Genomic DNA, 25,743 nt, shown 5'->3' on the forward strand with positions numbered 1-25,743 from the left:
TTTCCAGATAGGTACAGCTGTTTTGCCAACGGCAAAATATATGGCGCTCGAGGGTCATCTGATCACGACTTGAACAGCCGCAAAGTCCGCATCCCCGCCGTTCGAAGGTGGTCGGCGGCTGCAACTGCGGCGAAGGTCCGCTCTTGGCAGTGCGCCTGCGGCACGGATCGCCTGCCATGTCGCCAGATCCGCCGAGTTTGTAAAGGTCACTTTCTGCGCTTCGCTGACATCCGTGCCAGGCACAAGCATTGCCTTGGCCACCTGGGCAGCCCGATGGTCCGCTCATGGGAGAACCTTTGCTCATGCAGCATGGCCTATGCCGCACCTTGCATGAATGTCGTGTTCGGGCTGGGCTGCGGCCGTACTATGTGTCTCACACGAAGGGCTTTGACGCGCCGGACTGGGCGGCGTTCTATACTCCAAACACCAGGTCTACTTCCTGCGCCTAGTCGGCCGGTCATGCCAGACGGCTGTAGGGGCAGTATAGCCGCGCTGTTCCCAATGTAGGCTGCCAATTTCGCCCAAGATAACGGTCTGGGTCTATGGCTCTGAGAGTGATCGAGAGCTCAGAAGCCCAAGTATTTGGATGGAACGGATGGGGTAAGCCAAACGCCGTTATCCGTTCTCCAGATGATGAGGCCATCTGCGTGCATGGCCGCAGTGTTGACCCGCAGGACGACCGGGCGGCCGTGGCGCGTGCCGACCTTCAACGCAGTGTCCTGATCGGGTGACAGGTGGACGTGCTGTCGGCGGCCAGGGATGAGGCCAGATGCAAAGATCGCATCAAGGTTAGCGCTTGCGGTACCGTGGAACAGTACGGTCGGGGGCTCGGAGGGCGTCAATTCCAGTTCGACAGGAATACTGTGACCTTGCGCCGCCCGGATGCGACGCCCGTCGCCGGACAGCGTGAAGCGCTGCTTGTCATTCTCCGCGACGATCTGGTGAAGAGCGTCGCGCGTGATCCGATGTCCTGCCTTTTTCAAGGCGCGCAGCAGGTCATCCACCTGGATCCAGCCGCCCCTGCCAAGTGTCAGCCCGACCAGGTCAGGTTCATGCCGGAGGATGCGTGATAAAAGCTTGCTCTGTCTCGACATGGTCTTTGTGGTACCTCATCTCACTTCATTCCAAGGTGGGGACGATTTCATCAATGCCCCTGTAAATATGTACGTTCTACAGAAAGGATCGCGGATCCGGGTGTGGGTTACTCGTCAACCGTCCTGTTCATGATCTCGGTCAGGAAGTCGTAGGTTTCTTCGGTGACCTTCAATGCATCCAAAGTCAGGAGATCAAAGAAAAGATACCATGCCAGGAAACCTGGATCTCTCCGCGCGGGCTTCGGATATGCGGCTCCTTTTCTGTGGATGAAGTGGGCGCAGAACTGTGTGCTCAATGACGAATTCCAGCCACCTCCATCGCTTCACCCCGTGTCAGCATTCGGGTCACATGCCTCAGGTTCAGCTCCGCACCTCGCCCAGCGATGTCCAACGTCTCGACGACGGCCTCGACCGAAGATTGCGTTAGTCCACGCCTCATGCCCTCCCGACGGGCAAAATCGGTTAGTTCAGCAACAGGAATCGCTGGCAGGCGCATAACCTCCAGGCGGCTCAGCAATGGAGCAGGCAAAGTCGCCAATGTGTTGGAAGTCAGCACCCAGCTAATCCAGGACATGTCGAACCCCACCTGGTAATAGGGGCACTGCCACGAGATCGCGGAAGATGGCTCCAAAAGAGATAACAACCCCTCGGTCAGGCCAAAGCTGGTCCCTTTGGTCGAGTTGGCAGTCCCGGCCTTTTCAACTTCGTCCACAACAACCACCGGGTTCGCAATCAGATGCTTCAGGATTGTCGTCAATGGGCGTCCCGGAAGTGCGCTGGCCCAGCCGCGCTGCGCCCCCACGATGCTAAACGACGCCTGCTCTGCCGTCGCCTCCACGCCACAGCGGGGCACACCAAGTGCTGTGCTCAACTGGCGGGCCCACATGCTTTTTCCGATCCCCGGCGGTCCGTCGAGGAGAACCGGAGGAAGGCGGAAGCCCGCGTCGCCATTGCGAAATGAGCGTCGCATCGACTTCCAGAGAAAATCTGTCGCGGGCGCCATCCAAGGCATGTTTTCGTGGATCCCGGCAGCGATTTCATCCGCCTGCTGCTCCGACCGGATCCGGATCAGCTCCGCACCGTTGCGCAAAACCTTCAGGGCCTTTAAGTCCTCGTACTTGAGATGGGAGAGACCTGCGAGCGCAGCCCGCGTTTCCACCACCCTACCAGCCCGGCGATCTATCCGCCCCTCAACTTCGCGCCCGAGCTCAACAAGGGCCAAATCGCTTTCCCAACGCAGGAGATCACTCGGAGCATCCGGATCGGGCGGCACGATCCCGCGCTCTGGAGCGCGGCGTACTTTCAGGAACCGTTCCAGGCGCCACCGAATTGCTCGCTTGTCTGCATTGGCATCATAAAACTCCGCCTCGATGAATTTGATCTTAGACATCATTGGTCCTTTCCCGACGCACCGCGCCGTTTGGTTCCCGAATGCAAGGAAGTGCGTTCAGGAAGTTTGGGGAAGAACCTGGCCAGGTATTGAGTTCAGTCCTGCTCAATACGGTCGCCTCGGTCAACAGGTGCCTTTGTTGCTCAAGGAAGTAGGGCCTCCTTCAGCAGGCAAATCGAGGACCTCACCTAAGCCATTGTTTACAAACAAAACCACCGGCTGCAGCGCAGCCGGTGGCAATTTATCTCGTGCGGGAATGGCAAAAAACCCCCATCAATGGCAGTTTATTAGTGGTCCCGACACTCTTGGTCACCCCACACTCAGCCGCACTTGGAATGGCCGCAGCTGCGGCAGGTCATGCAGCCCTCGACCATCTGCATCTCGAACTGGCCGCAGCTTGGGCAGGCCTTGCCGCGCGGGGTATTCAGAGTGACGACTTCCGCCTTTGGATCCGACTTCAACCCCATGCCCTCCCCTTCGAGGAACCCGGTTGCTACCATGTGGGTTTCGATCACCCCACCGATAGCGGCCAGGATCGATGGGATGTATTTGCCCTGCACCCATGCCCCGCCACGTGGATCGAAGACGGCTTTCAGCTCTTCCACCACGAAGGACACGTTGCCGCCGCGGCGGAACACGGCCGAGATCATCCGCGTCAGCGCCAGCGTCCAAGCGTAATGCTCCATGTTCTTGGAGTTGATGAAGACCTCGAACGGGCGACGGTGGCCTCCAATGATGATGTCGTTGATAGTCAGGTAGATCGCGTGCTCGCTGTCGGGCCATTTAAGCTTGTAGGTATGGCCTTCCAGGCTTTGCGGACGGTCCAGCGGCTCGGACATATAGACCACTTCTGCGCCGTTCTCCGTGTCGCTTTCGTGCGGTGCATCCGCAGTTTCACCCGGCGCAGTATCGGCGCTTTCGCTGACCGACAGGACCGATCCGGTGACATCATTGGGGCGGTAGGTGGTGCAGCCCTTGCAGCCCTGGTCCCAGGCCTGCATGTAGACATCCTTGAAGTCATCGAACGAGATGTCTTCCGGGCAATTGATGGTCTTGGAAATGGAACTGTCGATCCACTTCTGCGCCGCTGCCTGCATCTTGACGTGATCCGCAGGCGCCAGGGTCTGGGCGTTGACGAAATAGTCGGGCAGTTCCGCATCGGCGCCGAACTTGTCGCGGTACATCTTCACTGCGTAGTCCACAACTTCCTCTTCGGTGCGCGAGCCGTCCTTTTGCAGCACCTTGCGGGTATAGGCATAGGCAAAGACCGGCTCGATCCCCGAAGAGACATTACCTGCATAAAGGCTGATGGTGCCGGTGGGCGCGATCGAGGTCAGCAGCGCGTTGCGGATGCCATGTTCGCGGATCGCGTCGCGCACGTCCTCGTCCATGTTCATCATGTTGCCCGACGCCAGGTATTTCTCCGCATCGAACAGCGGGAAGGCGCCTTTCTCCTTGGCCAGGTCCACCGACGCCAGATAGGCGGCGCGGGCGATCTGGTGCAGCCACTCGTCGGTCTGACGCGCCGCCTCGTCCGAGCCATAGCGCAGGCCCAGCATCAGCAGCGCATCGGCCAGCCCGGTGACACCAAGGCCGATCCGGCGCTTGTTCTGGGCTTCGGCAGCCTGCGCGTCCAGCGGGAATTTGGAGACGTCGACGACGTTGTCCATCATCCGCACCGCCGTGGCGACCAGCTCCTGCATCGCATCAAGATTCAGCTCGGCATTGGCTTCAAACGGGTTCGACACCAGCCGCGCCATGTTGACGGAGCCCAGAAGGCAGGCCCCATAGGGCGGCAGGGGCTGCTCGCCGCAGGGGTTCGTGGCGCAGATTTCCTCGACGTAGGAGAGGTTGTTGGCCTTGTTGATCCGGTCGATGAAGATCACGCCCGGCTCGGCATAGTCATAGGTCGCCTGCATGATCTTGTTCCACAGATCGCGCGCCTCAACCGTGTGGTAGACCTTGTCGCCAAAGACCAGATCCCAGGAGCCGTCAGCCTTGACCGCATCCATGAAGTCATCGGTGACCAGAACGGACATGTTGAACATACGCAGCCGCGCCGGGTCGGATTTAGCGGTGATGAACTGTTCGATATCCGGGTGATCGCAGCGCATGGTCGCCATCATGGCGCCGCGGCGCGAGCCTGCGGACATGATGGTGCGGCACATGGCGTCCCAGACATCCATGAAGGACAAGGGACCTGATGCATCCGCTGCCACGCCCTTTACGTCGGCGCCGCGCGGGCGGATGGTCGAGAAGTCATAGCCGATGCCACCGCCCTGCTGCATGGTCAGGGCCGCTTCTTTCAGCATGTCGAAGATACCCGCCATGCTGTCGGGCACGGTGCCCATGACAAAACAGTTGAACAGGGTCACCTGACGCGCAGTCCCCGCCCCTGCGGTGATGCGGCCTGCGGGCAGGTATTTGAAATCTTCCAGCGCCTCGAAGAACTTTTCCTCCCAAACATCGGGCTTGTCCTCGGCCCGTGCCAGATCGCGCGCAATCCGGCGCCAGCTGTCTTCGACAGTGACGTCAATCGGGGTCCCATCCGCCTGTTTAAAGCGGTATTTCATGTCCCAGATCTGCTCGGCAATGGGGGCGGCAAAGCGGCTCATACAGCGAATCCCTCGTGGCTGGTCGTTACGGCGTGGCGCTCTCGATACTACACGGTTTAGAGAAGCCTCAACGCAAATTTACGATTTCGACATAGATTTTTGCCCTTGACCCTACCACATATTGACGCCTACCCCCAAACGAAACACTAGATGCTGTTGCCTGCGGGGAGAAACCTGTGGGCAGCCTGTGGATAACTGTGGGAGAATTTTCGAACGCCTCGCCCGGACCTGCACATGACAGCAGCGCAGGTGTCTCCCACGCAAAAGCGATTTGCAGTCGCTTGCCGTGCGCGGCAAAAGGCCTAGACTAACGAACCCTGTCACTATGACTGGGCACTTGGGGGACGACCTTGGAAAAACACATCAATCTGGTCAAACTTTCGGTCGGAACCGAAAGCGTGGAAACCCTTCAGGCCTGGCAGGAGCAGTACCGCCAGACGCTGCCCGAAGGCCTGCCCCGCCACGTGACCCGCATGTGGCCGAAACGCGAGGCCGAGCTGCTGAATGGCGGCTCGATCTTCTGGGTGATCAAGGGACTGATCCAATGCCGCCAGCGCATTCTGCGACTGGATGAAGTCACCGGCGAGGACGGAATTCGCCGCTGCGCTATCGTGCTGGACCGCGACCTGCATCGCACCAATACCGCGCCCAAACGTCCGTTTCAGGGCTGGCGCTATTTAAAACCCGAAGACAGCCCCGCGGACCTGCCCGAGGGGCGCGAAGAGGAACAGCCCCTGCCCGCCGAACTGTCGCAAGCGCTGGCGGAGATCGGCGTCCTGTAACGCGCCCTGCCGCGGAACCCGGCCCCCGCAAATGCGGGAGCCGCAGGCCGACTTGAGAGTTTATCCAATCATGTCCAACAGGGTATTCAGCGCGGCCTTTTCATCGGCGCTGTATTTTGCCTCGCGGCTACGCCACAGGGTGGCCTGGGATTTCAGCACCAGACCGTCGCTCAGCAGCTTCAGGTGGTTGGCCCTGAGGGTTTCCCCGGTCGAGGTGATATCAGCCACCATTTCAGCGGTCTCGTTCTTCACCGTGCCTTCGGTGGCACCCTGGCTGTCGACCAGCTGGTAATCGGCTACACCGGCCTCGGTCAGGAATTCACGCACCAGCCGGTGGTACTTCGTGGCGATCCGCAGCCGGTGTCCATGGGTCTGGCGAAACGCCGCCGCAACCGCGTCCAGATCATCAAGCGTATCCACGTCGATCCAGAACTGCGGCACCGCCAGCACCAGATCGGCAAACCCGAACCCCAGTGGCTCCAGCTCTTCGACCTGCTGTTCCCAGCGGGGCAGTTTTTCCTGCACCAGATCGGTGCCCGTCACCCCAAGGTGAATCCGCCCCGCCGCCAGTTCGCGCGGGATCTCTCCGGCGGAGAGCAGCACCAGTTCCATCCCCGGCACGCCTTCGATTGCCCCGGCATATTCACGCTCTGACCCGGTGCGCGACAGAGTCACGCCCCGTTTCGCAAACCAGTCAAAGGTCTTTTCCATCAGCCGCCCCTTGGACGGCACGCCAAGCTTCAGGCTCATGACTGCACCTCCTCGAGCATCAGCATCAGATCGGGGCGCAGTACCCCGCCCACCGCCGGGATTTCATCTCCCTGCCCCAACTGCCGGGTCAGCGCATCATAGCGTCCGCCACTGGCGACCGGCGGCAGTCCGGGTTTGGTTTCGGCATAAAAACCAAAGACGAAGCCGTCGTAATATTCCATCGAGGTGCGCCCGTAGGAGGCTTCGAAATCAAGGCTGTCGACATCGATCCCGCGCGCCTTCATCGCGGCACTGCGTGCCTCCAGCCGATCCAGCGCAGGCAGGATCTGCGGCAGGTCCACCGCGATATCGCGCATCTGCTCGATGGCATAGGGGATGGTTTCGCGCACTGCCATCAGCGCTTCCAGCGCCAACAGCTCATGCTCGGAAATCGGCGGCATGGCGGCGTCGGCGCGCAGCAATTCAACCCGCGCGTCAACCTCGGCGGCGCGGCGTTTGCCAATCGCCGGGGCGGATCCGCTCAAGGAACCTTCGGTGGACAACAGCTTCTTGCGGCTTTCCGGCACGGTGCCCCGCCCGGCATAGCGTTCCAGCAGGCTGCGGAACCGGCGCGGCCGCCAGATATGCCGCATCAGCGCGGATTTACGCTTGTCGGTGGTGTGGAGCCCCTCTACCGCGGCCATCAGGATACCGATATCGCCAGTCGCGGCGCGCAGCGGCAGGCCCCGGAGCTGCAAGGCGATCAGGGCAAAAACCTCGGCATCGGCCCCGGCGGGATCGGCGCGGTCAAAGACCTCATAGCCGACCTGCACATATTCATTGGCGCGGTCCGGGTCATGTTCCTGACGGCGAAACACCTCGCCCGAGTAGGTATAGCGGGCCGGATCGGCGCCTTGGCGCATATGCATCTGCACGACGGGCACGGTGAAATCGGGGCGCAGCATCTGTTCGCCGCGCAGCGCATCCGAGGTGATATAGGCGCGGGCGCGGATGTCCTCGCCGTAAAGATCCAGCAGCGTTTCCGCAGGCTGCAACAGCGGCGGCTCGACTGCCTGGGCACCGGCCGCCTCGAAATTCATCCGCAACCGTGCGGCGCGGGCCAATATTTCTGAACGTGTGGGCATCGGACTATCCCTGACTTTCGAGGATCTCGCGCACCTTCGCGACAAGATCCGTGCGCGGCACTTCGAACTGGCTGGGCCGTTCTTTCCATTCTTCCAGCGTGGCGTTTTCGGCAATCTTTGCCCCAAGGATTAGGTCCTTGATCTGCACCACACCGTTTTCCTTTTCGTCGCCGCCTTCGATCACGGCGACGGGGGAATGGCGTTTGTCCGCGTATTTCAGCTGGTTGCCGAAATTCTTGGGATTGCCCAGATAGACCTCGGCCCGGATGCCTGCGTTACGCAGTTCGGTTACCATCGCCTGATAATCGGCCATGCGGTCGCGGTCCATCACGGTGACCACCACGGGCCCGGTCGGCTGGGTGGCAAGACGTCCCTTTTCGCGCAGCGCCGCCAGCAGACGGTCGACACCGATGGAGACCCCAACGGCCGGCACTTCCTGCCCGGTGAACCGTTTCACCAGCCCGTCATAGCGTCCACCGCCCGCAACCGAGCCGAACTGCCGCTTGCGCCCTTTTTCATCAAGGATTTCAAAGGTCAGCTCGGCCTCGAACACCGGACCGGTGTAATAGCCAAGCCCCCGCACAACAGAGGGGTCGATCTCGATCCGGTCGGGGCCATAGCCTCCCGCCGCCAGCAGCGCGCCGATCTGTTCCAGCTCGGCAATGCCTTCGGCGCCGATCTTGCTGTCGCCCACGGCAGCGCGCAGGTTTTCCAGCGTTCCAGCGGTGTCGGCGGCCTTGGAGGTCAGGAAGGCCAGAACCGGCGCGGCCTGTTCTTCGCTAAGGCCAACACCGTCGATATAGGCACCGGAGGCATCAAGCCGTCCCTTGGTCAGCAGCTGGCGCACGCCCTCTTCGCCGACCTTATCGAACTTGTCGATGGTGCGCAGCACGTCATCGCGGGAGGCAGCGCCTTCCTCAAGTCCCATGGCCTCAAGCACACCGTTCAGGACCTTGCGGTTGTTGACCCGCACCAGATAATCGCCGCGCGGAATGCCGACGGTTTCCAGCGTGTCAGACAGCATGGCGCAGATTTCGGCGTCCGCTGCCATCGAAGCGGTGCCAACGGTATCGGCATCGCATTGGTAGAACTGGCGATAGCGGCCCGGTCCCGGCTTTTCGTTGCGCCAGACCGGCCCCATCGCGTAGCGGCGATAGGGGGTGGGCAGATCGTTGCGGTGCTGGGCATAAACCCGCGCCAGCGGCGCCGTCAGATCATAGCGCAGCGCCATCCAGTCGCCCTGGCCGCTCTCGTCGGTTTCCTGCCAGGCAAAGACACCCTCGTTCGGGCGGTCCACATCCGGCAGGAACTTGCCCAGCGCCTCCACCGTTTCCACGGCCGAGGATTCCAGCGCATCAAACCCGTATCGATGGTAAACCCCGGCGATCGCATGCAGCATCTCGGTGCGCTGGGTGACCTCGGCGCCGAAATAATCGCGGAAACCCTTGGGCGTGATGGCCTTGGGGCGGGGTTGTTTCTTGACTTTGGCCATTGTGGCCTCCTCACGGGTGTCGTTGGTCTGATACGTGCCGCGGGGTCTAGCCGATGCATGTAACAACGGCAAGGTAACGATACGCGCGAAGGCAATGTCGCGGCCTTTGCGCCTCAGCTGCGATTGAGTACGACAGCCTGTCAGATATTGGCAAAGTCTCCGCCACGCCCCTTGCCTGCGGCAAAGCGCGCCGCGCCGTCGCGCCCTTCGGCCACGAAGCTTGCGCGCGATTGCCATTCGCGTTTCAGTGCCGCCGCCAGTTCCCCCGGTGCCATACGGGCGGAGAGATGATCGGCCAGCATGCAGGCCTGCGGATAGCGCACCAGATCGGCGGCCAGCGCCTGCGCCACCTTCAGGGCGGCCCCCGGTGCGCAGACCCGACTTGCCAACCCCATCGACAGCGCTTCCGATGCCTGCACCGGGCGTCCGGTCAGGATCAGATCATTTGCGCGTCCCTGCCCCAGAATGCGCGGCAGGCGCACCGTGCCGCCATCGATCAGCGGCACCCCCCAGCGACGGCAGAATACGCCTGCGGTCGCGTCGTCGGCCATCACGCGCAGATCGCACCAGGCGGCCAGTTCCAGCCCCCCGGCGACGGCAGGTCCTTCGATGGCAGCGATCACCGGTTTGCGCAGCATCAGCCGCGAAGGTCCCATCGGTCCGGGCAGCGGATCGACCATGGGATCAGACCACCCTTCAGGAATATCCAGTCCGGCGATCCAGGTATCGGCGGCGCCCGATCCGGCGGACTTCAGATCAAACCCGGCGCAGAAATAACCGCCCTGCCCGGTCAGCACAGCAACCCGAGCGCCCGGATCTGCGTCAAACGCCAGAAACGCCTCGAACAGCGCGCGGGCCGTATCCGGATCCACCGCGTTGCGCACCTCGGGGCGGCAGATGGAGATGGTGGTGACACCATCCCGTGTTTCGCTGCTGACTGTCATGACCTGTCCTCCCTGTCGATCCTGTGCCTAGTCGATCCTGTGCCTGTCGGCCGTCTCCCGTCGGCCCACCGTGGTAGCAGGTTGGCGTTTCCCCCATGGACCGGCAAGCCCGGCGCGCGTATGACGTTGCGCAGCCAAGGAGACACATCATGCAGCACCTGGAAGAACAGATCGCGCATCTTACCCGCACCGTTGACGAGCTGAGCGATGTGATTGCCCGTCAGCAAACCGAACTGGACCGCCTGACCCACCGGGTTCAGATGCTGTTCGAGCGCGAGGCAACCCGGTCTCAGGAAGGCACCGGCGGGGTGATTTTCGGAGATGAACGGCCGCCGCATTACTGAGCTGCTATAGGATTGCAGGCAAGGCTGGAAAGCCCCTTCCCCGGCCACGGTCACCCGTTTCCGCCCCGCCGCTGCGGCGTTTCAGGCATGCGGCGCTAGCCTGCCTTGGAGAACCGGTCCTGCTCCGGATCAGAACTGGAGCGCATGCGCCGCAGCGATGACCACTTTGTTTCCAGCATCCAAGCCACGTCTTCCCCCGACATGGGGCGGGCGAAATGATACCCTTGCCCCATTTCGCATTTCACCGACTGCAAGAAGTCGAAATCCGCATCGGTTTCCACTCCTTCCGCCGTCACCTCCAGATCCAGCCCATGCGCCAGGGCCAGGATCCCCGATACGATTCGCTGGTTTTCGGGCCGATCCTTGATGTCGGAAATGAAGCTGCCATCGATCTTGATACTGTCGAACGGCAATTGCCGCAGGTTTGACAGCGACGAAAAACCTGCCCCGAAATCATCCAGCGCCACTGTGACGCCCAGTGCGTGCAGCTGTCTTAGGGTGGATTGCGCCATGGCAAAATCCGACATGATTGCGGTTTCCGTCAGCTCGATTTCCAACCGGCGGGGATCAAAGCCCGTTTCCTCGAACACCTCTTTCATCCGCTCGACCAGATGACCGTCGCGGAACTGGGTCGGCGATACATTCACCGCCAGCCGCACCCGCGGATCCCAACTGCGCGCCACAAGGCAGGCCTGGCGCAGGACGCTCCAGCCCAGCGGGGCAATCAGCCCGACATCCTCGGCGATTTCAATGAACAGATCAGGCGGCACCACGCCGCGGGTGGCGTGGGTCCAGCGCGCAAGCACCTCAAAGCCGCGCAGCCTGTCGGTGGCAATATCAAAGACGGGCTGAAAAAAGGGTGCGATTTCGTCATTCGCTACGGCCTCTTTCAGATCCAGCTCCAATGCGCGCCGCTCCCGCGCCTCCTGTTCCAACTCTGCGTCGAACCAGGCAAATTGCCCACGGCCGCCTTTCTTGGCCGAATAGAGCGCCTGATCCGCGTATTGCAGGGCGTCTGACGCCTTATGCCGGGGTGTCAGCAAGGCCAGTCCGACACTTGTGCCGACGGACAGCCGGATACCATCCACCAGAATCGGCTGTGAAATCGCAGTCAGCAAACGTCGGGCGACGCTTTCAGCGCGCGTCGCGGTGGTCTCTGGATCCAGCGCGATTGCAAATTCATCTCCGCCCAGACGCGCAACAAGATCATCCGCAGTGAGTTCTGCCCGCAGCCGCGCTGCACACTCCATCAGGACCAGATCGCCATAGGCATGTCCGTGGATGTCATTGACCGCCTTGAACCGATCAAGATCCAGCATCAGCACAACCCCGCCCGATGCCCCGTCTGCGCTGTCGAGCGTAGCCAGGTGATCGACGAACGCACGCCGGTTCGGCAGGCCCGTCAGGGGATCATGCCACGCGAACTGCTGCGCCTCTTTCTCGGCCCGGTCCCGTTCCCCTGCAACGCGGGCCAACTGGCGGGACCTTACGATCAGCGCAACAAACGACCCGAAGGCCAGGTTGAGCACCAGAATGGCGATCTCGTCCAGCTCCCAGTCCTCATGCGCGCGACTGTACTCGTAGAAGGTATCGAATGCATCGATTTCAACGCTGATCACAAAGGTTATCATCGTCCCTGCACAGATCAGCAGGTAGACCCAGTAGTCTTTCAATCTGGCGAAAAACGATGACACGAAGCAGCCCTAGTGCAAAAGGTTTCCCTTTGACTATGCCAGTTATCCTAAAAACACGTTCAGCAAGAAGAAGACGTTTATCTAAAGCTTTAACGGTTCCCTCCCCACATCCCGGCGCGGTGGTTTCCCGCCGGGTCTGGGGTTAGATTTCCTCGACGTCCAGAACACCTTCCAGCGACTTCAGCGCGCCCTTGATCTGCGGGTTGATCGGAAAGATCTGCCCCAGATCCATTTCCACATCGCCCGGAAGACCGGGATCCTGCAGATACATTAGCACCTCGCCCCGGCTGGCGTTGCGGGCGGCGGATTTTGCATCCTCCAGCACGCGGGCCACAGTGCCGATGGCGCTGGCATCGCTGACATAGACCCTGAGCGAGCTTTTCCCGGCATCGGCAATGGCCGCATCCACTGGCCCGACCGAGCGCACCAACAGTTTCAGCTGATCGCTTTCCATGGTCGCCTCGGCGGTGATCACCACCTTGGCACCGGTCTCAAGGAACTCGCGCGACTTTTCCAGAACTTCGGAGAACAGGGTCACCTCGTAGGCGCCGCTGGTATCGCTGAGCTGGGCAAAGGCAAACCGGTTGCCGCGCGCCGATTTGCGCTCCTGCCGCCCGGCGACAACCCCGGCCATCTTGGCCATGAAGGGACCGCGCTCGGCCTTGGCGGTGACCTCATCCAGGGTCATCACGTCCTTGCGTTTCAGGGCGGGCATATAGTCGTCCAGCGGGTGACCGGACAGGTAGAAACCGATCGCCTTGAATTCCTCGCCCAGCCGTTCGGCAGGCAGCCAGTCCGGAGTTCCTGCGAGGCGTGGTTCCGGCAGGTCATCCCCCGCCTCGCCGAATAGCGAAACCTGGTTGGAATTCTTCTGTTCGTGGATCGCGGCAGAATAATTGACCAGCCCCTCAAGGCTTTCGAACAGGCGGCGGCGGTTGCTGTCGAGCTGGTCAAAGGCTCCGGCCCGCACCAGCATTTCCAGCGGGCGCTTGCCGACCTTCTTCAGATTCACCCGGCGGGCAAAGTCGAAAATACTGACAAAGGGCCGTTCCGTGCCATCCTCGCGCCGCGCCGCTGTCACCAGCCGCATGACATCGACGCCGACGTTCTTGAGCGCGCCCAGCGCATAGACCAGTTCGCCGTTCACCACGTTGAACGTCGCCTCTGACCGGTTCACGCAGGGCGGCACGTAGGGCAGGCTCAGCCCCTTTCGAACCTCTTCGAAATAGATCGCCAGCTTATCCGTGAGGTGAATATCGCAGTTCATGACCCCGGCCATGAACTCCACCGGGTGGTTCGCCTTCAGCCAAGCCGTCTGGTAGGACACCACCGCATAAGCCGCCGCGTGGGATTTGTTGAAGCCGTAGTTGGCGAATTTCTCCAGAAGGTCGAAAACCTCCGAGGCTTTTTTCTTGTCGACGCCATTCTCCGCCGCACCCTTTTCGAATTTCGGGCGCTCGGCGTCCATCGCCTCCTTGATCTTCTTACCCATCGCGCGGCGCAACAGGTCCGCGCCGCCAAGCGAATAGCCCGCCATGACCTGGGCGATCTGCATCACCTGTTCCTGATAGACGATGATGCCTTGGGTTTCCTCAAGGATATGGTCGATCAGCGGATGTACCGAGGTGATCTTGCGCTGGCCGTTCTTCACCTCACAATAGGTTGGAATATTCTCCATCGGACCGGGACGATAGAGCGCCACCAGCGCAACGATATCCTCGATGCAGTTCGGCTTCATGCGCTTCAGCGCATCCATCATGCCGGTGGATTCCACCTGGAACACGGCAACCGTCTTGGCCGAGGAATAAAGCTTGTAAGAGGCCTCGTCATCAAGCGGGATGGCGTTGATCTCGTTCACCGCGCCTTCGGGCGGCTCATAAAGCTGGGTGCCATCGGCTGCGATGTGCAGATCGCGCCCGGACTGGTTGATAAGATCCACCGCGTTTTGAATTACGGTCAGCGTCTTCAGGCCCAGAAAGTCGAACTTCACCAGACCGGCCTGCTCCACCCATTTCATATTGAACTGGGTCGCAGGCATGTCCGACCGCGGATCCTGATAAAGCGGCACCAGCGCATCCAGTGGCCGGTCGCCAATCACCACCCCCGCCGCGTGGGTCGAGGCATTCCTGAGCAGACCTTCGACCTGTTGACCGTATGTCAGAAGCCGGTCCACCACAGGCTCATTGCGGGCTTCTTCCTTCAAGCGCGGTTCGTCCTGCAAGGCCTTTTCGATGGAGACAGGTTTCACCCCTTCCACCGGGATCATCTTGGACAGGCGGTCCACCTGGCCATAGGGCATCTGCAAGACGCGCCCGATATCGCGTACCGCCGCCTTGGACAGGAGCGCACCGAAGGTGATGATCTGGCCTACTTTGTCGCGGCCATATTTTTGCTGCACGTAGCGGATCGTCTCTTCACGCCGGTCCATACAAAAGTCGATGTCGAAGTCGGGCATAGAAACCCGTTCCGGATTCAAAAAGCGTTCGAAAAGCAGGCTGTAGCGCAAAGGGTCAAGGTCGGTGATGGTCAGCGCATAGGCCACCAACGAGCCCGCACCCGAGCCACGGCCAGGCCCGACAGGGATATTGTTATCCTTGGACCATTTGATGAAGTCCGCAACGATCAGGAAGTAGCCGGGGAAGCCCATGCCCTCGATGATGTCCAACTCGAAATCGAGCCGTTTCTGGTATTCCTCGACGCTAACCGCATGCGGGATCACCGCAAGCCGGTTCTGCAGGCCCTCGTTCGCTTGTCGCCTAAGTTCCTGCACCTCGTCATCGGCAAATTTCGGTAGGATCGGGTCGCGCCGATAGGCCATGAAAGCACAACGTTTGGCGATTTCCACCGTGTTCTCGACCGCCTCGGGCAGATCGGCAAACAGCGTGACCATCTCCTGCTGGCTTTTGAAATAATGCTGTGCGGTCAGGCGGCGGCGCGGCTCGGACTGGTCCACATAGGCGCCTTCCGCGATGCAGATCATGGCATCATGCGCCTCATACATCTCGGTCTTGGGGAAATAGACGTCATTGGTGGCGACCAGCGGCAGCTCCATCGCATAGGCCATTTCCACATGGCCGCGCTCGGTCAGCTTTTCCGCATCGGGCTGCCCGTCCTCGCCCGGATGGCGCTGCAATTCTACATACAGCCGATCCGGGTAGATCGCCTTCAACCGCTGCATCAGCGCTTCGGCCGCCGGGCGCTGTCCCTGCTGCAAAAGCTGTCCCACCGGCCCGTTCGGCCCGCCGGACAGACAGATCAGCCCCGCCGAATTGGCCTCCAGATCCTCCAGAGTGACCTGCGGCAGCTGCCCACCCTTGTCCACGTAAAGACAGGAGGACAGCTTCATCAGATGCTCGTAACCCTCCTCGTTCTGGGCCAGCAGAACGATGGGGGCCGGCGCCTTGGGGCGCTCTCCCGGTTCGGTCTTCTCGAAAGTCAGATCCACCTGACAGCCGATGATGGGCTGGATCCCGGCGCCGGACAGGGTGACCGAGAATTCCAACGCGGAAAACATCGCATTGGTATCCGTCACCGCAATGGCAGGCATATCGTTTGCCTTGCACAGATCCGGCAGCTTCTTCAGCCGCAGCGCCCCCTCCAGCAAAGAGTATTCGGTGTGGGTGCGCAGGTGAATGAATCGGGGAGCGTTGGTCATGGCTGCAAGCTATCCGATCCCACGCGCAGGAGAAAAGCGCATTCGTGCCGCGCCCGGCAGTTTGCGCGCTGCCGCCTGTCACCGCAGATTCTGTCTTTTCGCCTGAATAATGGGCTGTATTCTTCGCCTCTTTTTGAAAGTGTTTTCAACAGGCGCGGCAAGCCAGCGCACTCAAATCCCCGCTACCGCACTAATAACAAATGGAAATCATTCGACCGGACGATTTCACGGCCAAAAGCTTTTGCCGCCCGTAGTGTCGCTTTTTCTTGCCAGAATCCGCTTGGGCTTTCTAGGCTATGCTTAACAAGCATGCATATATCCCGCTGGCTCTTCTACGTCGCATCGAAGGGTTGGCAGTACGGGAAAACAGGGTAAGGCGACGGGTTTCACAAGATGACAATCACCTTTCATCTGAACGGTGAGGAGGTAACGCTGAGCGATGCGAATTCGTCGGCGACGCTGCTCGATTGGCTGCGCGAAGAGCGCGGCCTGACCGGCACCAAGGAAGGCTGCAACGAGGGCGACTGCGGCGCCTGCACGGTGATGGTGACCGATGAACAGGGCGCAAAGCCGCTGAATGCCTGCATTCTGTTCCTGCCACAGCTGAACGGCAAATCGGTGCGCACCGTCGAAGGCGCTGCCGGGCCGGACGGCAGCCTGCACCCGGTTCAGGATGCAATGATCAACCATCATGGCAGCCAGTGCGGGTTCTGCACCCCCGGCTTCGTCATGTCGATGGTCACCGCACACAAGAACGGCGCCCACGATTTCGACGACCAATTGGCCGGAAACCTGTGCCGCTGCACCGGCTATGCGCCCATCATCCGCGCGGCCAAGGCGGCAGCCGACCAGCCAGTGCCCGACTGGATCGCATCCGAGGCCCCACCTGCGGCCACAGCCCTTGATAACATGCCGACTTCATCCGACGATCTCGCCGCGCTCTTCGCCGCTAACCCCGAGGCAACGCTGGTGGCCGGGGCGACGGATGTCGGTCTCTGGGTGACCAAGGGCCTGCGCAATCTGGAGCATATGATTTTCCTAGACCGCTGCACCGACCTGAAACAGATCGAGATCAGCGAAGAGACCGTGCGCGTCGGCGCCATGGTCGACATGAACCGGATGCGGGCTGCCATCGCCCCGCTGCACCCGTCCTATGCCGAGATGATCCGCCGCTATGCCTCGCAGCAGGTGCGTGCAGCCGCCACGGTCGGCGGCAATATCGCCAATGGCTCCCCCATCGGGGACAACCCGCCCGCGCTCATCGCGCTTGGCGCCACGCTGCATCTTCGCAAGGGCGACACCCGGCGCGATCTGCCGCTTGAAGACTTCTTCCTTGAATACGGCAAACAGGACCGTCAGCCGGGCGAATTCGTCGAGGCGGTTTCTTTCCCGCGTCAGCCCGATACCCTGCGCGTCTATAAGCTCTCCAAACGCTTTGACCAGGACATCTCGGCCGTGCTCGGCGCTTTCAATGTCACGGTCGAAGATGGCATCGTGCGCGCGGCGCGCATCGCCTTTGGCGGCATGGCAGGCATTCCCAAGCGCGCGTCCAATGTTGAGGCCGCTCTTTCCGGGCAACCCTGGACACCGGCAACCATTGCCCTTGCCCAAGCGGAATTCGACAAGGACTTCACCCCGATGCGGGACATGCGCGCCTCGGATGAATACCGCCTCGACTGCGCCCGCAACATGCTGCAACGCTGTTTCGCGGATCTCGCGGGCGAAACCGTCAGCGTGCTGGAGGTGGGCCAATGAGCGTTGCAAAACCCCTGCCCCACGACGCCGCCCGCCTGCATGTGACCGGCGCCGCCCGCTATGTGGACGACACCCCGACGCCGCGCGGCACCCTACATTTGGCCTTCGGCTTGTCGCCCATCGCCAAGGGGCGCATCACCAAGATGGATCTGGAGCCCGCCCGCCAAAGCTCCGGCGTGGTCGCGGTGCTGAGCGCCGGTGATCTGCCCTTTGACAATGATGTCTCCCCGTCGAACCATGATGAGCCACTGCTGACATCCGGCGCGGTCAACTATGTCGGCCAGCCGGTGTTTCTGGTGGTGGCAACCAGCCACCGGGCCGCGCGCATCGCCGCCCGCAAGGCCGTGATCGACTACGCCGAGGAAACACCCCTGCTGACGCTGGAGGCCGCATTGGCCGCCGACAGCCGGTTCGAGGCAGGCCCGCGCATCTATCAAAAGGGCGATGCCGCCGCAGCCATCTCCGCCGCCCCTCGTATGGTCGAAGGCAGCTTTGATCTTGGCGGGCAGGAACATTTCTATCTCGAAGGACAGGCTGCGCTGGCCCAGCCACAAGAGGATGGCGGCATGCTGGTCAATTCATCGACCCAGCACCCGACCGAGATCCAGCACAAGGTGGCCGAGGCCATCGGCTTGCCGATGCATGCGGTGCGGGTGGAGACCCGGCGCATGGGTGGCGGATTTGGCGGCAAGGAAAGCCAGGGCAACGCGCTGGCCGTCGCCTGCGCCGTGGCCGCGCGCCACACCGGGCGCCCGTGCAAGATGCGTTATGACCGCGATGACGACATGGTCATCACCGGCAAACGTCACGCCTTCCGCATTTCCTACCGGGCGGGGTTTGACACGGACGGCCGCCTGTTGGGGGTGGAGTTCACCCATCTGGTGGATTGCGGCTGGGCGCAGGATCTGTCGCTGCCGGTGGCTGACCGCGCCATGCTGCACGCTGACAACGCCTATGCGATCCCCGCGATCCGCATCGAAAGTCATCGTCTCAAGACCAACCGGCAAAGCGCCACCGCCTATCGCGGCTTTGGCGGCCCTCAGGGCATGGTCGGGATCGAACGGGTGATGGATCATATCGCCCATGATTTGAAGCTGGACCCGGTCGAATTGCGGCAACGCAACTACTACGCCGCCCCCGGCACCGCCACGGGCGACAACACGACCCCCTATGGCATGGAGGTCAGCGATTTCGAATTGCACGAGATGACCGCGCAATTGCTGGTGAGCGCGGATTATGCCGCCCGCAAGGCAGAAATCGCTGCCTGGAACCAGGGGCAGACACACCTCAAACGGGGGCTTGCCTTCTCTCCGGTCAAATTCGGCATTTCCTTCACCCTGACCCACCTCAACCAGGCTGGGGCACTGGTTCATGTCTATCAGGATGGCTCGGTCCACCTGAACCACGGCGGCACCGAGATGGGACAAGGATTGTTCCAGAAGGTCGCGCAGGTAGCCGCCAGCCGGTTTGGCATCTCACTGGAGAAGGTGAAAATCACCGCCACCGACACCGCCAAAGTGCCCAATACCTCCGCCACGGCGGCCTCTTCCGGGTCTGACCTCAACGGGATGGCGGTCAAGGCCGCCTGCGACACCATCCGTGCTCGCATGGCCGAACATCTGGCTAACCTGCATCAGGCGGCGCCTGCGGATGTGATCTTTGCAGATGGCGTGGTTCGGATCGGCGACGCTCTGGAGCTCAGCTTCGTTGCGGCGGCGAAACTATGCTACGAGGGGCGGATCAGCCTGTCGTCGACCGGCTTCTACAAGACCCCAAAACTGGAGTGGGACCGAATCAAGGGACAGGGACGCCCCTTCTTCTACTTTGCCTATGGCGCCGCCCTGACCGAGGTTGTGGTGGACCGGCTGACTGGCGAAAACCGCATCCTGCGCGCCGATATCCTGCATGACGCAGGCGCCTCGCTGAACCCGGCGCTGGACATCGGCCAGGTCGAAGGCGGCTATGTGCAGGGCGCCGGATGGCTCACCACCGAGGAGTTGGTCTGGGACGACAAGGGCGCTCTGCGCACCCATGCGCCTTCGACCTACAAGATCCCCGCCTGCTCTGACCGCCCGGATGTCTTCTACGTGGCGCTTTTTGACGGGCAGAACCGCGAAGAAACCATCTACCGGTCCAAGGCGGTGGGCGAGCCGCCCTTCATGCTGGGGATTTCGGCTTGGCTGGCGCTGTCGGATGCGGTGTCCGCCTTTGGTGCGGCCTATCCTGCCCTTGATGCACCGGCCACCGCCGAAGAGATCTGGCGCGCGGCGCGGAGGACCAGTGATGGGGGTTGATCTGGACGGGCTCAAGGCCGCAGTAACGGCACACGGTCGTGTCACCCGCGTAGTGATCGCCGCCATCCGCGGCTCCTCCCCGCGCGAAGCGGGCGCCGCCATGCTGGTCTGGCGCACAGGGGACGGTTTTGCCCAGTCCGGCACCATCGGCGGAGGCGCGCTTGAATATGAAGCAGCGCAAAAGGCCGTCGTGCAGGACAGGGCATCGGTTCTCAGCACCCACGCGCTTGGCCCCGATCTGGGCCAGTGCTGCGGCGGATCGGTAACGCTGCTGAGCGAGGTCTATCAGGCGAATGACCTAGAACGCCTCGACACCGAGGTGATCGCGCGCCCTGCAGGACAGGACAGCCCGATGCCGCTCACGGTGCGGCGTCTGCTGACCCGGCAGCGCAATCAGGGCCAGCGCCCGGCCCCGCAGCTGATCGACGGCTGGATGATCGAAGCCAGGCACCGGCCAGAGCACCCGTTGTGGATCTGGGGCGCGGGCCATGTCGGGCGCGCGCTGGTCGATGTTTTGGCGCCCCTGCCCGATCACGACATCACCTGGGTCGACACCGCCCGAAACCGGTTTCCTGAGCATATTTCGGACACCATAACCCCCTTATGGGCTGAAAATCCGTCGCTTTTGGTGGCTCACGCGCCGTCAACTGCCCGACATCTGGTTCTGACCTATTCCCATGAGCTGGATCTGGCGCTATGCCACGCCCTGCTGAAACATGACTTTGCCTTTGCCGGGCTGATTGGCTCCGCGACCAAATGGGCGCGCTTCCGTTCCCGGCTTGCTGCCCTAGGCCACGCCCCCGCGCGGATCGACCGGATCACCTGCCCAATTGGGGATCCGGCCCTGGGCAAGCACCCGCAGGCAATCGCGGTCGGTGTGACGGCGCAGCTGCTGGCGCTGGATGCAAGAGGCAGCGCAGAACAGGAACTAAGAAAGGACCGGCACGCGTGACTGTACCCCTTCTGAGCCTCCAGGGCCTGACCAAGGCCTACCCAGGCGTCGTTGCCAACGATCAGGTGTCCTTCGACATCGGCGAAGGCGAGGTCCACGCCCTTCTGGGCGAAAACGGCGCCGGCAAATCCACCCTCGTGAAAATGATCTACGGGCTGGTGAAGCCGGACAGCGGCCAGATGCTGCTGCGCGGAGCGCCCTTTGCCCCGGCCGAACCGCGCGCCGCCCGCGCCGATGGCATCGCCATGGTATTTCAGCATTTTTCCCTGTTCGATGCGCTGAACGTGGCGGAAAACATCGCCCTTGGCATGGAAAACCCGCCGCCGCTGCGCGATCTGGCCAGCCGCATCCGCGAAGTCTCTGAAACCTATGGTTTGCCGCTCGATCCGTTCCGCACCGTGGGCGATCTCTCTGCCGGGGAACGCCAGCGGGTCGAGATCATCCGCTGCCTGCTGCAGGACCCGAAACTGCTGATCATGGACGAGCCAACCTCGGTGCTGACCCCGCAGGAGGTTGAGATCCTGTTCGAGACCCTGCAGAAACTGCGCAGCGAAGGCACCTCGATCCTTTATATCAGTCACAAGCTGGAAGAGATCCGCACCCTGTGCGATCACGCCACGATCCTGCGGCTGGGCAAGAATGTCGGCGAATGCACCCCTTCGGAAACATCGGCCCGCGACATGGCCGAGATGATGGTGGGCACCGCACTCAAGACCCCGGAACGCGCTGGCCGTGACCTCGGCGACGTGGCGATGGACATCAGCGGTTTGTCGGTTCCCGCACCTTCGGCCTTTGGCACCGCGCTGAAAAACGTACACCTCAGCGTGCGCAAGGGAGAGATCCTTGGCATCGGCGGCGTGGCCGGCAACGGGCAGGATGAACTCCTTGCAGTTCTGTCGGGTGAGACCCTGTCGGTTCCGGATGCTGTGAAACTTCACGGGAAGCCCATCGGCAAGCTGGGTCCGGTTGCGCGGCGCCGCCTTGGGCTGCTGTCGGCCCCCGAAGAACGCCTTGGCCATGCGGCAGCGCCGGACATGAGCCTCACGGAAAATGCCATGCTGACCGCCGCCGTACGCGAAGGTCTGGTCAGCCGTGGGTTCCTCAATTGGCCCGCTGCCAAGGCGTTTGCCAAACGCGTGATTTCCGAATTCGACGTGCGCACGCCGGGACCGGAAAACGCGGCGCGCTCCCTGTCCGGGGGCAACCTGCAGAAATTCGTCATCGGCCGCGAGGTGCTGCAACGCCCCGAGGTGCTGGTGGTGAACCAGCCCACTTGGGGCGTCGATGCCTCTGCCGCCGCCGCGATCCGGCAATCGCTGCTGGATCTGGCCGCAGGTGGCACCGCCGTCATCTGCATCAGTCAGGACCTGGACGAGCTGATGGAGATTTCCGACAGTTTCGCCGCTCTCAACGAAGGCCGCCTGAGCGCTCCGCGCCCGGCTGCGGGGCTGACGGTGGATGAAATCGGCCTGATGATGGGCGGCGCCCACGGCATGGAGGTGGCGCATGTCTGATCTCTGCCAGTATTTGACTATCAATGAAGGAGCCCACGCATGATCCGGCTTGAGAAACGGCCACAGCCGTCGCGCGCCTGGTCGATGGCCACGCCGCTGGTGGCGGTGCTGGCAACGATGATCGCGGGCGGGCTGTTGTTCGCAATCTTGGGCAAGGACCCGGTCGAGGCGATCCGCACCATCTTCTGGGAACCGCTGTTTGGCGAGTTCGCCTTCTACTACCGCCCGCAGTTGCTGATCAAAGGCGCGCCGCTGGTGCTGATCGCCATCGGCCTGTCCTTGGGCTTTCGCGCCGGGATCTGGAACATCGGCGCCGAAGGGCAGTACATCATGGGCGCGCTGTTCGGCGCCGGGATGGGGCTGGCCTTTTATCCTCACGAAGCCTGGTACATCTTCCCACTCATGGTCCTCGCAGGGGCCTTTGGCGGCTGGATCTGGGCGATGATTCCGGCCTTTCTGAAGGTTCGCTTCGGCACCAATGAAATTCTCGTCTCCTTGATGCTGGTCTATGTGGCCGAACAGTTCCTCGCCTCCATGTCGCTGGGATTGCTGAAAAACCCCGAAGGCTTTGGCTTTCCCGGCAGTCGCAACCTGCAACAATATGAAAGCGCCCATAACGCCGATCTGATCGCAGGCTCCGGCATGCACTGGGGTGTGGTTGCCGCGCTGATCGCGGTGATCTTTGCCTATGTCCTGCTGAACCGGCACATGCTGGGCTATCAGATCCGCCTGACCGGCGAAGCGCCGCGTGCCGCGCGTTTTGCCGGCGTGAACCCGGCGCGGCTGGTGCTGTTCTGCCTTGGCACCTCCGGCATGCTGGCCGGCCTTGCGGGCCTGTTCGAGGTCTCCGGCCCGTCGGGTCAGGTCTCGATCGATTTCAACGTGGGCTATGGGTTCACTGCCATTATCGTGGCCTTTCTTGGTCGCCTGCATCCCGTCGGGATCCTGCTGGCAGGAGGGCTGATGGCGCTGACGTATATTGGCGGCGATATCGCGCAATCGAACATGGGCCTGCCCTCGGCAGCGATCCAGGTCTTCCAGGGGATGCTTTTGTTCTTCCTCTTGGCCTTTGACCTGCTCACCAATTTCCGTATCGCAATCGGCAAGCCGGAGGTGGCGTAAGATGGATCTATCCGCAATCAACCCAGTCCTGCTGATCGCCTCCCTCATGGTGGCGGCTACGCCGCTGCTGCTGGCCGCCGTGGGTGAACTGGTGGTGGAAAAGGCAGGCGTTCTGAACCTCGGCGTCGAAGGCATGATGATCACCGGCGCCATCGCCGGCTTTGCCACCGCCGTCGAAAGCGGCTCGCCGCTCCTCGGCTTTGTCATCGCCGCAGTGGCGGGGGCGACGCTGTCCACCCTCTTCGCCATCCTCACCCAGTTTGCCAAGGCCAACCAGGTCGCATCGGGCCTGTCACTTACGCTCTTCGGGCTCGGAATCTCGGCGCTGATGGGACAAAGCTATGTCGGCATCAAACCGCCGCAGATGCAAGACATCCATATCCCGGTACTGAGCGATCTGCCCGTCGTTGGACCGATCCTGTTTGGCCATGACATCATCCTCTATTTCGGCATTGTCCTGACAGCGGTGGTCTGGGTGGTACTGAAATACACCCGTGTGGGTCTGATCCTGCGCGCGGTGGGGGAGAACCACGATGCGGCCCACGCGCTTGGCTACAAGGTGCTGCGCATCCGGGTGCTGGCGATCCTGTTCGGCGGCGCCTGCGCAGGCATGGGCGGTGCCTATATCAGCCTGATCCGGGTCCCCCAGTGGACCGAAGGCATGACCGCCGGCATCGGCTGGATCGCCCTTGCGCTGGTGGTCTTTGCCAGCTGGAAACCCTGGCGGGTGCTGCTGGGCGCCTATCTTTTCGGCGGTGTTACCGTGGTGCAGCTTAATCTTCAGGCAGCAGGCGTTGCCATCCCGGTCGAGTATCTGGCAATGTCGCCCTATCTGATCACCATTGTGGTGCTTGTCATTCTATCAGCGGATAAGAGCAGCGCACCCGCTGCCCTTGGCCGCAATTTCCATGCCTCCCGTTAGGATTTGACGGCAGGCCAAACACCCTGCCCGGGCATCCGGGCATATTATAAACAACACGGGGGATCCCTTTGATGAAACTGACGACACTTCTGACCAGCGCCGCCATGGCGCTTGGCCTTGCGACCGGCGCGATGGCCGAAGACAAGACCAAGGTAGGCTTTGTCTATGTCGGTCCCGTCGGCGACGGTGGCTGGACCTATGAGCACAATCAGGGCCGCCTGGCCGTAGAAGAGGAATTCGGCGACAAGGTCGAAACCGTCTATGTTGAAAACGTCGCCGAAGGCCCCGACGCCGAGCGCGTGATTACCCAGATGGCGCTGCAGGGCGCCGACCTGATCTTCACCACCTCCTTTGGCTACATGGATCCGACCATCAACGTCGCCAAGAAGTTCCCGAACGTGAAGTTCGAGCACGCCACCGGCTACAAGCGAGCCGACAACGTCTCGACCTATTCCGCACGTTTTTATGAAGGCCGCGCCGTTCAGGGCACCATCGCGGGCAACATGACCGAGAGCAACATCGTCGGCTACATCGGGTCCTACCCGATCCCCGAAGTGATCCGCGGCATCAACTCTGCCTATATCCACGCCAAGAAAGTGAACCCCGACGTCACCTTCAAGATCGTCTGGGCCTTCACCTGGTTCGACCCGGCCAAAGAAGCCGACGCCGCCAAGGTTCTGATCGAACAGGGCGCCGACGTGATCCTGCAGCACACCGACTCCACCGCGCCGCAGGCCGCTGCACAGGCCGCAGGCAACGTGATCACCTTTGGTCAGGCTTCCGACATGGCCGAGTATGCGCCGAAACCGCGCGTCTCCTCGATCATCGACAACTGGGCGCCCTATTACATCGCCCGTACCAAGGCCGTGATGGACGGCACCTGGACCTCGGTTGACACCTGGGACGGCATCGGCCCGGGCATGGTCGGCATCGGTGAAATCTCCGACGCGGTTCCCGCCGACGTAAAAGAAGCCGCGCTGGCGCTGAAAGCCTCGATCGCGGACGGTTCCTACCACCCGTTCACCGGCCCGCTGAACAAGCAGGACGGTTCGGCGTGGCTGGCAGAGGGTGAAACCGCCGATGACGGCACCCTGGCCGGCATGAACTTCTTTGTTGAAGGCATCGAAGGCGACATCCCGCAGTAAGCGCCTTGCCCAGACGAGTTACGGAAAGGCCCGCCAGATTGGCGGGCCTTTTCTTTTGGTGGCTGCAGTTCTCCTCTGCACAGCCACCCCGCAAATCTTGGGCGACCCCAACTTCTGCAGCAAAGCAACCTTTTGCAGACCACGACCAACTCTCCTAGTATTCTCATCGCACCAGCATCGGCGGGGCGCGAGAC

18 protein-coding genes are annotated in these 25,743 nt (G+C 61.8%); 9 read left to right on the plus strand and 9 right to left on the minus strand.

Annotation, left to right across the window (positions count from 1 at the left end; genetic code table 11):
- Window positions 1–566: 566 nt before the first annotated feature.
- The 3 genes from JL2886_RS05440 to JL2886_RS05455 all read right to left on the minus strand — a co-directional run bounded on the left by JL2886_RS05440 (window position 567) and on the right by JL2886_RS05455 (window position 5,099).
- Complete coding sequence (locus JL2886_RS05440; protein ID WP_065271077.1) at window positions 567–1,094, minus strand: RNA 2'-phosphotransferase; 528 nt, start codon at window positions 1,092–1,094, stop codon at window positions 567–569.
- Between the two features lie 292 nt (window positions 1,095–1,386).
- Window positions 1,387–2,484, minus strand: a complete 1,098-nt coding sequence (locus JL2886_RS05450) for an AAA family ATPase (protein ID WP_065273551.1) — start codon at window positions 2,482–2,484, stop codon at window positions 1,387–1,389.
- Between the two features lie 320 nt (window positions 2,485–2,804).
- Complete coding sequence (locus JL2886_RS05455; RefSeq protein WP_065271079.1) at window positions 2,805–5,099, minus strand: adenosylcobalamin-dependent ribonucleoside-diphosphate reductase; 2,295 nt, start codon at window positions 5,097–5,099, stop codon at window positions 2,805–2,807.
- 350 nt (window positions 5,100–5,449) lie between these two features.
- Here JL2886_RS05455 and JL2886_RS05460 point away from each other — a divergent pair, with 350 nt between their 5' ends.
- Window positions 5,450–5,881: a DUF1489 family protein gene (locus tag JL2886_RS05460; protein ID WP_065271080.1), complete on the plus strand. Its 432-nt coding sequence runs from the start codon at window positions 5,450–5,452 to the stop codon at window positions 5,879–5,881.
- A gap of 60 nt (window positions 5,882–5,941) precedes the next feature.
- Here the strand turns inward: JL2886_RS05460 and hisG are convergent, their stop codons facing one another.
- From hisG to JL2886_RS05480, 4 genes are all read right to left on the minus strand, one after another.
- Window positions 5,942–6,631: an ATP phosphoribosyltransferase gene (gene hisG, locus JL2886_RS05465; protein WP_065271081.1), complete on the minus strand. Its 690-nt coding sequence runs from the start codon at window positions 6,629–6,631 to the stop codon at window positions 5,942–5,944.
- Window positions 6,628–7,716, minus strand: a complete 1,089-nt coding sequence (locus JL2886_RS05470; RefSeq protein WP_065271082.1) for an ATP phosphoribosyltransferase regulatory subunit — start codon at window positions 7,714–7,716, stop codon at window positions 6,628–6,630. The genes hisG and JL2886_RS05470 overlap by 4 nt, the downstream gene beginning before the upstream one ends.
- A 4-nt stretch (window positions 7,717–7,720) precedes the next feature.
- On the minus strand, window positions 7,721–9,208 hold the full coding sequence (gene hisS, locus JL2886_RS05475; RefSeq protein WP_065271083.1) for a histidine--tRNA ligase: 1,488 nt from the start codon (window positions 9,206–9,208) through the stop codon (window positions 7,721–7,723).
- 140 nt (window positions 9,209–9,348) lie between these two features.
- Window positions 9,349–10,152 (minus strand): crotonase/enoyl-CoA hydratase family protein, encoded by an 804-nt coding sequence (locus JL2886_RS05480; RefSeq protein WP_065271084.1) that lies wholly within the window; start codon window positions 10,150–10,152, stop codon window positions 9,349–9,351.
- Window positions 10,153–10,301: 149 nt separating this feature from the next.
- Between JL2886_RS05480 and JL2886_RS05485 the strand changes: the two genes are divergently transcribed.
- Entirely contained in the window at window positions 10,302–10,496 is a 195-nt protein-coding gene (locus JL2886_RS05485; RefSeq protein ID WP_065271085.1) for a SlyX family protein, read from the plus strand.
- A 95-nt stretch (window positions 10,497–10,591) separates the two neighbouring features.
- On the opposite strand, the gene JL2886_RS05490 is transcribed toward JL2886_RS05485, so the two are convergent.
- Window positions 10,592–12,190 (minus strand): putative bifunctional diguanylate cyclase/phosphodiesterase, encoded by a 1,599-nt coding sequence (locus tag JL2886_RS05490; protein ID WP_133245375.1) that lies wholly within the window; start codon window positions 12,188–12,190, stop codon window positions 10,592–10,594.
- A 142-nt stretch (window positions 12,191–12,332) separates the two neighbouring features.
- A complete protein-coding gene (gene dnaE, locus JL2886_RS05495) occupies window positions 12,333–15,845 on the minus strand; it encodes a DNA polymerase III subunit alpha (protein WP_065271087.1) in 3,513 nt (1,170 codons plus the stop codon).
- 393 nt (window positions 15,846–16,238) lie between these two features.
- On the opposite strand from dnaE, the gene xdhA reads away from it, so the two are divergent.
- From xdhA to JL2886_RS05530, 7 genes are all read left to right on the plus strand, one after another.
- Window positions 16,239–17,600 carry a xanthine dehydrogenase small subunit gene (gene xdhA, locus JL2886_RS05500; RefSeq protein ID WP_065271088.1) on the plus strand — a complete coding sequence of 454 codons (1,362 nt, stop codon included), beginning with the start codon at window positions 16,239–16,241 and terminating at the stop codon, window positions 17,598–17,600.
- Window positions 17,597–19,894, plus strand: a complete 2,298-nt coding sequence (xdhB, locus tag JL2886_RS05505; RefSeq protein WP_065271089.1) for a xanthine dehydrogenase molybdopterin binding subunit — start codon at window positions 17,597–17,599, stop codon at window positions 19,892–19,894. The genes xdhA and xdhB overlap by 4 nt, the downstream gene beginning before the upstream one ends.
- Complete coding sequence (gene xdhC, locus JL2886_RS05510) at window positions 19,884–20,846, plus strand: xanthine dehydrogenase accessory protein XdhC (protein ID WP_065271090.1); 963 nt, start codon at window positions 19,884–19,886, stop codon at window positions 20,844–20,846. Before xdhB ends, xdhC begins: the two co-directional genes overlap by 11 nt.
- On the plus strand, window positions 20,843–22,360 hold the full coding sequence (locus JL2886_RS05515; protein WP_065271091.1) for an ABC transporter ATP-binding protein: 1,518 nt from the start codon (window positions 20,843–20,845) through the stop codon (window positions 22,358–22,360). The genes xdhC and JL2886_RS05515 overlap by 4 nt, the downstream gene beginning before the upstream one ends.
- Before the next feature lie 39 nt (window positions 22,361–22,399).
- A complete protein-coding gene (locus JL2886_RS05520; protein ID WP_065271092.1) occupies window positions 22,400–23,482 on the plus strand; it encodes an ABC transporter permease in 1,083 nt (360 codons plus the stop codon).
- Window position 23,483: 1 nt separating this feature from the next.
- Window positions 23,484–24,404: an ABC transporter permease gene (locus JL2886_RS05525; protein WP_065271093.1), complete on the plus strand. Its 921-nt coding sequence runs from the start codon at window positions 23,484–23,486 to the stop codon at window positions 24,402–24,404.
- A 71-nt stretch (window positions 24,405–24,475) separates the two neighbouring features.
- A complete protein-coding gene (locus tag JL2886_RS05530; protein WP_065271094.1) occupies window positions 24,476–25,549 on the plus strand; it encodes a BMP family ABC transporter substrate-binding protein in 1,074 nt (357 codons plus the stop codon).
- Window positions 25,550–25,743: the final 194 nt, after the last annotated feature.

This window comes from Phaeobacter gallaeciensis, from assembly GCF_001678945.1.
In the GTDB taxonomy this organism is placed as follows: Bacteria; Pseudomonadota; Alphaproteobacteria; order Rhodobacterales; family Rhodobacteraceae; genus Phycobacter; species Phycobacter gallaeciensis_A.